Origin of the sequence: Hydrogenophaga palleronii NBRC 102513, assembly GCF_001571225.1 — a bacterium.
Lineage (GTDB): Bacteria > Pseudomonadota > Gammaproteobacteria > Burkholderiales > Burkholderiaceae_C > Hydrogenophaga > Hydrogenophaga palleronii.
In genome coordinates this window covers 25,190-32,001 of sequence record NZ_BCTJ01000040.1, presented here as the reverse complement: position 1 = coordinate 32,001, position 6,812 = coordinate 25,190, and the positions used below count along the sequence as shown (strand labels likewise).

At 68.2% G+C, this 6,812-nt stretch carries 6 protein-coding genes; 1 reads left to right on the top strand and 5 read right to left on the bottom strand.

Annotated elements, in window-relative coordinates; genetic code table 11:
• Window positions 1-15 precede the first annotated feature (15 nt).
• The 5 genes from HPA01S_RS19545 to pyrF all read right to left on the bottom strand — a co-directional run bounded on the left by HPA01S_RS19545 (window position 16) and on the right by pyrF (window position 5,780).
• Window positions 16-633, bottom strand: a complete 618-nt coding sequence (locus HPA01S_RS19545; protein ID WP_066272657.1) for a glutathione S-transferase family protein — start codon at window positions 631-633, stop codon at window positions 16-18.
• Entirely contained in the window at window positions 630-1,349 is a 720-nt protein-coding gene (locus tag HPA01S_RS19540) for a glutathione S-transferase family protein (RefSeq protein WP_066272655.1), read from the bottom strand. The genes HPA01S_RS19545 and HPA01S_RS19540 overlap by 4 nt, the downstream gene beginning before the upstream one ends.
• 101 nt (window positions 1,350-1,450) lie before the next feature.
• On the bottom strand, window positions 1,451-2,905 hold the full coding sequence (locus HPA01S_RS19535) for a DUF1501 domain-containing protein (RefSeq protein WP_066272654.1): 1,455 nt from the start codon (window positions 2,903-2,905) through the stop codon (window positions 1,451-1,453).
• Between the two features lie 14 nt (window positions 2,906-2,919).
• Complete coding sequence (locus tag HPA01S_RS19530) at window positions 2,920-4,782, bottom strand: DUF1800 domain-containing protein (RefSeq protein ID WP_066272648.1); 1,863 nt, start codon at window positions 4,780-4,782, stop codon at window positions 2,920-2,922.
• A 158-nt stretch (window positions 4,783-4,940) separates the two neighbouring features.
• Entirely contained in the window at window positions 4,941-5,780 is an 840-nt protein-coding gene (gene pyrF / locus HPA01S_RS19525; RefSeq protein WP_084360838.1) for an orotidine-5'-phosphate decarboxylase, read from the bottom strand.
• 86 nt (window positions 5,781-5,866) lie between these two features.
• Between pyrF and HPA01S_RS19520 the strand changes: the two genes are divergently transcribed.
• Window positions 5,867-6,778, top strand: a complete 912-nt coding sequence (locus HPA01S_RS19520; protein WP_066272646.1) for a DMT family transporter — start codon at window positions 5,867-5,869, stop codon at window positions 6,776-6,778.
• The last annotated feature ends 34 nt before the right edge of the window (window positions 6,779-6,812 follow it).

Below are 6,812 nucleotides of genomic sequence, written 5' to 3'. Positions count from 1 at the left end.
CAGGGGGGTGTTCGTCTAAACCAATGCGCTGGGCCGCGCCGCCACCCGGTCGCGCCAGGCCTGCAGCGCGTGCAGGCCTTCGTCGGCCGGCTTGAAGCGCGCCAGGCGGGCGAACTCCACGCTGCAGAACGCGGTGATGTCGGCGATGGTGAAGCGCTCGCCGGCCACCCAGGGCTGGCGCTGCAGTTCGGCGTCGAGCCAGACCGCGGCCTCGCGTGCCTTGGCCACCTGGGAGTGGCCGAAATCCGGGAACTGCGGCTGCTCCAGTGGCGCCAGGCCCGGGTGGGTGTGGCGGATCGCGTTGGCCATCGGCAGCATGAAGTACCACTCGATGCGCCGGTCCGCCATCTCGATGAAGGCGCGCTCTTCGGCGTGCTGGCCCATCAGGTTGGGCGTCGGGTAGCGGCCTTCGATGTAGGTGCAGATGGCGCGGGTTTCGGTCAGCACGCGGCCGTCGTCGAGCTCCAGCGCGGGCACCCGCGCCAGCGGGCTCTTGCTGCGGTAGGTGGCGGCCTTGTGCTCCTGGGCGTTGAGGTCGATGTTGACCAGCTCCAGGCCGTTGATGTTTTTCTCCACCAGGAACATCAGCACCCGGCGCGGGTTGGGTGCGCGCGGCGACACGTAGAGCTTCATGCCTGGTCCCCGCCGGCCTTGAGGCTCTGGCCGGTTTCCATCAGGCGGCGCGCGTCTTCGGCAAAACGCTGGGCGGCGGTATCGCCGTCGCGCGACAGGTCCATGGTGGACGCCGGCCGTTCGATGCCGCGCTGCACCGCGGGGCGTGCGCGGATCGCATCGCGCCAGCGCTTGAGGTGCGGCAGGTCGTCGATGTCCACGCCCGACCAGCGGTGCGTGCGCACCCAGGCCCAGTTGGCGATGTCGGCGATGGAGTAGTCGCCGGCCAGGAATTCGTGTTGTGCCAGGTGGCCGTCGAGCACGCGGAACAGGCGCTTGCACTCGCCCTGGTACCGCTCGATGGCGGCCGGGATCTTCACGGGGAAGTAGCGGAAGAACACGTTGGCCTGGCCCATCATGGGGCCGACCCCGCCCATCTGGAACATCAGCCACTGCATCACGCGCGAGCGGCCCTTCACGTCGGTGGGCATCAGCTGGCCGGTTTTCTCGGCCAGGTAAACCAGGCAGGCGCCGGACTCGAACACCGCAAACCCGTCGGCCGCGTGGTCGACGATGGCCGGGATGCGGCCGTTCGGGTTGATGGCGAGAAAGCCCGGCAGCTTCTGCTCGCCCTCGCTCAGCTTGAGCACCTGGAGCGTGTAGGGCAGGCCGAGCTCTTCGAGCGCGATGGACACCTTGTGCCCATTGGGCGTGGCGGCGGTGTAGAGGTCGATCATGCTGAGGCCCGCTGGAGAAGAGGGGGCCATCTTAGTGAGGCTGTGCCGCCATGGCTGTCCGCTCGGCAACACCGGTGCGGCGAGGCACCGGCGTCCTGCCGTCACGCCATGCGCATGAAGCCGAGGTTCCTCGGGTAGTCGGCGTTGTCGAAGTTGCGCAGGTTGGGCAGGATGCCGTTCAACTCGGAGTTCTCCACGCCGAACCAGCGCGCCAGCGTGCCGGCGTACTGGTCGACCGAGGTGCTCGGCAGCAGGCGGCCCTGGCCCACGTGCCACTGGTCGTTGGTGTCGGTGGTGGAGTTGGTCACGCTCACCGGCGGGGCCTTGCCGTAGAAGGCCTTGCCCTGCACCGCGCCGCCCACCATGAAGTGGTGGCTGCCCCAGCCGTGGTCGGAGCCGTCGCCGTTGGAGGTCAGCGTGCGGCCGAAGTCGGAGGCGGTGAAGGCCGTGACCTTGTCGGCCACGCCGAGCGCGGCCGTGGTGTCGTAGAACGCGGTCAGGGCTGCGCTCAGGCGCTCCATCAGCGTGTTCTGGCCGTTGAGCAGGTTGTCGTGCAGGTCGAAGCCGCCCATGGAGACGAAGAACACCTGGCGCTTGGTCTGCATCTTGGCCTGGGCGGCGATCAGGCGCGCGACCATCTTGAGCTGGCCGGCGAGGCTGTTGCCGTTGGTGAAGAAGCGGTTGAAGCGCGCATCGTCGGCCGGGAAGTCGGCCAGCGCGCCCGAGATCTGCTGGTAAGCACCATGGGCGCGGCTGGTGACGAGGTTGTATTCCTTCTCCAGCACGTGGTCGCGTTCCTGCATCGAGAGCGCCATCATGGCCGCTTTCACCGCCTGCGAGTTGTAGACCGAGTTGTCGGTCAGGCTGTTGATCTTGACCGGGCCGCCGCTGCCGACCTGGTAGGACAGTGCGGTGTCGCCCGACAGGAAGACCGTGTTGCCGGTGACGGAGATGCAGGTGAACAGCGAGGTGCCGTTGGCGTTGGCGCCGATGGCGAGGTCACCGAGGTGGCCGCCCCAGCCGGTGGTGGCGCCTTCGGGCTGCGAAGACTGCCAGACCGACTGCTGGTCGTTGTGCGAGAACAGCTTGGGTGGCAGCGGGTAGAGCGTGCGGTTGCTGCCCAGGTACTGCTGGCGCGTGAGCGGCACCACCAGCGGGCCCACGTTGAGCTGCACCGCCGCCTTGCCTTCGTGGAACACGCGGGCCAGGCCGGTCATGGCCGGGTGCAGCGCGTACTGCTTGCCGCCGGGCAGGATCACGTCGGGCGTGAGCAGCGTGGGCGTGAGCGCGGCCTGCGCCAGCGCGATGTTGCCGCGCACCGTGCTGTACTGCTGGTGGCTGCTGCTGTCGTAGTTGACGACGGTGTTGGCGTAGTCGTTGCCGCCGTTGAGGAAGATGCAGACCAGGGCCTTGTAGTCGGTGGCGTTGAAGGCCGCTGCCTCGCCCATGGCGGCGAGGTTCAGGGCGGTGGGCAGGGCCGCGCCGGTGAAGGCGAGCTGGCCGGCGCGGCGCAGGAAGGCGCGGCGCGTGTGCAGTTGGGGCTGGATGAGGTGCATGCTGGGCCCCTTGCTTATTTCTGGATCAGGTATTCGGGGCAGGCCATCACCATCAGGATGGCGGCCCAGACCCGCCGCCGTTTGACGGTGATGTCGCTGGCGGTGGTGACGTTGGTGGCGTTGAGTGCGTTGACCATCAGCGTGCGCGATGCGCCCGAGATCTGGTCTGCCGCCAGCACCAGGCACACGTGGTTGACGAGTGCATTGGCGTCGGCCACCAGCGCGAGCTCGGGTGTGTAGTTGGCCTGCACGTCGTAGGCGTAGGCGTCCCACGCGGCTTGCGGCACCGCCGGGTTGGGGCAGTGGATGCCGCGCTCGATCGTGCGCTGCATGAAGTTCAGGTAACCGCCCACCGTGGTCTCGTTGACCAGCTGGAACTCGGGTGCGGTGGCGCCTGTCGGCGAGAGCGTCGTGCCCGGCGGCACATAACCCGGGCGGAAGAAGTTGAACACAGAGGGCGCGCGCAAGGGGCTCTGGCCCAGGGCATCGGCGGTGCCGCCAAGATCGAAGATCTTCCAGCTGCCGGCCGCCGAGGTGGCGCCAAAGGTGCGCGCCCACTGGATGAAACGCAGCATGGGTTCACGCAGCTTGCCGAAGGTGGTGCTCTGCAATGACTGCGGGCCGCGCGCTTCGTCGTCGAGCAGGATGGCGGACCACACCGCCTTGAGGTCGCCACGTTCGCCGGCACCGTTGTCGTTGAAGCGGGCCGCGACGCGGGCCACGTAGGCCGGGCTGGGGTTGCTGGTCACCAGCCGCTGGATCATCTGGCGCGCGAAGAAGGGCCCCGCGTTGGGGTGGTTGAACAGCGTGTCCAGCGCCATCTTCAGCGCCGCCGCACCCGGCGTGTTGGCCGGCACCGTGGTGCCGAGAAAACGCGCTTCCAGGTTGGAGTGCCGGTTGGCGTTGAACGACATGCGTTTGCCCGCGAACGCGCGCGACTCGATGGTGTAGTTCTGACCCACCGGTGTGTGGCGCACACCGTCGGAGGTGTCGAAGTCGTAACCCGTGAACACGCGCGCCAGGCCGGTCACGTCGGCCTGGGTGTAGCTCTCCACCGGCTGGCCGCCGTTGGTCTTGACGCTGCCGTCGAGGTTGAGTTCGTAGACGCCGATGGTGAAGAGCTGCATCACCTCGCGGGCGTAGTTCTCATCGGGCACGCGGCCGTTGTTGTTCTCTTTCTGGTTGCCCTTGGTGTTGAGGAAATACCCCATGGCCGGGTGCAGGGTCACCTCTTCCAGCAACTGGCGGTAGTTGCCGAAGGCGTTGCGCGCCAGCGTGTCCCACCAGCTCGCGTAGGCATGGGCGCGCCAGGTGAACTCGGCCGAGGTGAGCGAGCTGACGAAGAACTCGGACAGCGCCAGTGCGATGCGCTTGCGCATCATGTCCGGGCCGCTCAGCAGCTGGCTCCAGATCATGAAGTCGGCCGGGTAGTGGTTGAAGAAATAGTTATTGCTGTCGACCACGCCGTAACCGCGCGCCTCCAGCCAGTTCCAGCCGGTGATGCCCTGGTAACGCACGAACTGGTTGGCCAGCCATTGCGCGTAGCTGGTGCCACGCAGTTCGGCAATCTCTTCCTTGTTGGACGAGAACTGCGCCTGCTGCAGAAAGCGCGCCGCCTCCGCGTCGGTGGAGGCGCTGGGGTGTGTGAAGCCTGCCGTGGGAAAGTTCACCGTGCCGGTGGCCGGTGGCGCGTTGCCACCATCGCCGCCGCCACCACCACTGCCGCCGCCGCAAGCGGCCAGCAAGGCAGCGGCTGCCAGCGGGGTCAGCGCGTGCAAGGGCTTGGTGTCTTCGGTGTCGGCTGCGGTGGCCGGCTCGTGTTGCGGGGCGATCATGCTGCCCACGCCGGCGGTTTTTTCAGGTGCGTCAATGTCCATCTGGCGATTCCTCCTCGACTCGTCGAGCGCGAGTGTAGGAAGCTGCCGTCAGGCCCGGGGCGCGAATTTCAAGGTGTTACACCTCGCTGTGGTGCCGCCGCGGCCGCCGCCGGATGCGCATACCGTCCAGGGGTATACGGACCACCATCCGTCGAAATTCAGCTGCGCGCCTGCTGCAAATCGTCTCGGGTTTTGAGCGCCACGCGCCGGGCCGCGTCGGCAAAGTCGGCGTCGCCGGAGGCGTACAGGATGGCGCGCGAGGAGTTCACGATGATCGGGCCGGTGGTGGCGTCACCCTGCGTGCGCAGGCCGGCTTTCACGGTGGCCACGGCGTCGCCGCCCTGGGCACCCACGCCCGGAATCAGCAGGGGCAGGGTGGGCGCGAGTGCGCGCACGCGCTCGATTTCGGCCGGGTAGGTGGCGCCCACCACCAGGCCGAGCTGGCCGTTCAGGTTCCACGGTCCTTGCGCCAGGCGCGCCACGTGTTCGTACAGCAGCGGCTGGCCGTCCACCGAGGCCAGGCGCTGGTTCTGCAGGTCGTCGCCGCCGGGGTTGGAGGTGCGGCAGAGCAGGAAGGCGCCCTTGCCGTGGTACTGCAGGTAGGGCTGCACCGAGTCGAAACCCATGAAGGGCGAGAGCGTGACGGCGTCGGCACCGTAACGCTCGAAGGCTTCGATGGCGTACTGCTGCGCGGTGCTGCCGATGTCGCCGCGCTTGGCGTCCAGGATCACCGGCACCTGCGGTGCCACGCTGCGCATGTGGGCCATCAGGCGCTCCAGCTGGGCCTCGGCGCGGTGGGCGGCGAAGTAGGCGATCTGTGGCTTGAAGGCGATGGCGGTGTCGGCCGTGGCGTCGACGATGGCGGCGCAGAAGTCGTAGATGCGGCTGGCGTCGTTCTTCAGGTGCGCCGGGAAACGGGCGGGATCGGGGTCCAGGCCCACGCACAACAGGGAACGGTTCAGGCGCTCGGCGTCGCGCAGCATGTCGAGAAAGGTCATGGCGGGGATTTTAGTTGGCGGCCCGCCGCAAGGTTCTGGCCGGCCCGCGACGGCGCCGGCGTGCGCGCCCACCTAAGATCGCCGCCATGCACGCACTCACCCGACAGCAACTGGTTCTGCTCGTTCTCGTCACCCTGGTCTGGGGCATCAACTGGCCGATCATGAAGTACGGCGTCACCGGTTTCCCGCCGCTGACCTTCCGCACCATCTGCATGTGGCTGGGGCTGCCGGTGCTGGCCCTGGTGCTGTGGCGGCGGCGCGTGCCGTTTCGCATCCCGCGCGAGCACTGGCCCGAGCTGGCCTTGCTCACGGTGCTGAACATGCTGTTCTGGCACACGCTGGCGATCCTGGCGATCCAGACCCTGTCCAGCGGGCGCTCGGCCATCCTGGGCTACACCATGCCGGTGTTTTCCGCGCTGGCCGGCGCCTGGTGGTTCGGCCAGCGCCTGAGCGCGCGCGCCTGGGGCGGCGTGGCGGCGGCCGCGCTCGGCGTCGGCCTGCTGCTGTGGCACGAGCTGACCCAGCTCTCGGGCAAGCCGCTGGGTGTGGTGATGATGCTGGTGGCCGCCGCGACCTGGGCGCTGGGCACGCAGCTGCTGCGCCGCACCCGCATCCCGCAGCCCACGCTGACCATCTCGTTCTGGCTGATCGCCATCACCACCGTGTGGATGACCGTGCTCTCGGTGCTGTTCGAACGCGATGCCTGGGCCTGGCCCGGCACCGGCATCTGGTGGGCCATCGTCTACAACGCGCTGGGGGTGTTTGCGTTTGCGCAGGTGGCCTGGCTGTCGCTGGCGCGCGAGCTGCCGCCGATTGCTTCCACGTTGTCGGTGATGTTCATCCCGGTGCTCGGCGTGTTCAGCGGTGCCTGGTGGCTGGGGGAAGTGCTGCACTGGCAGGACTGGGCTGCCATCGTGCTGGTGATGGTGGCGATTGCTTCGGTGTTGTGGCCCCCACGCTCCGCCGCTGCGCGGGTCGCTGCCCCCCGAGGGGGCTGATCCGGCTTGGGGCGGCCCGGCGCCGGACCGTGGC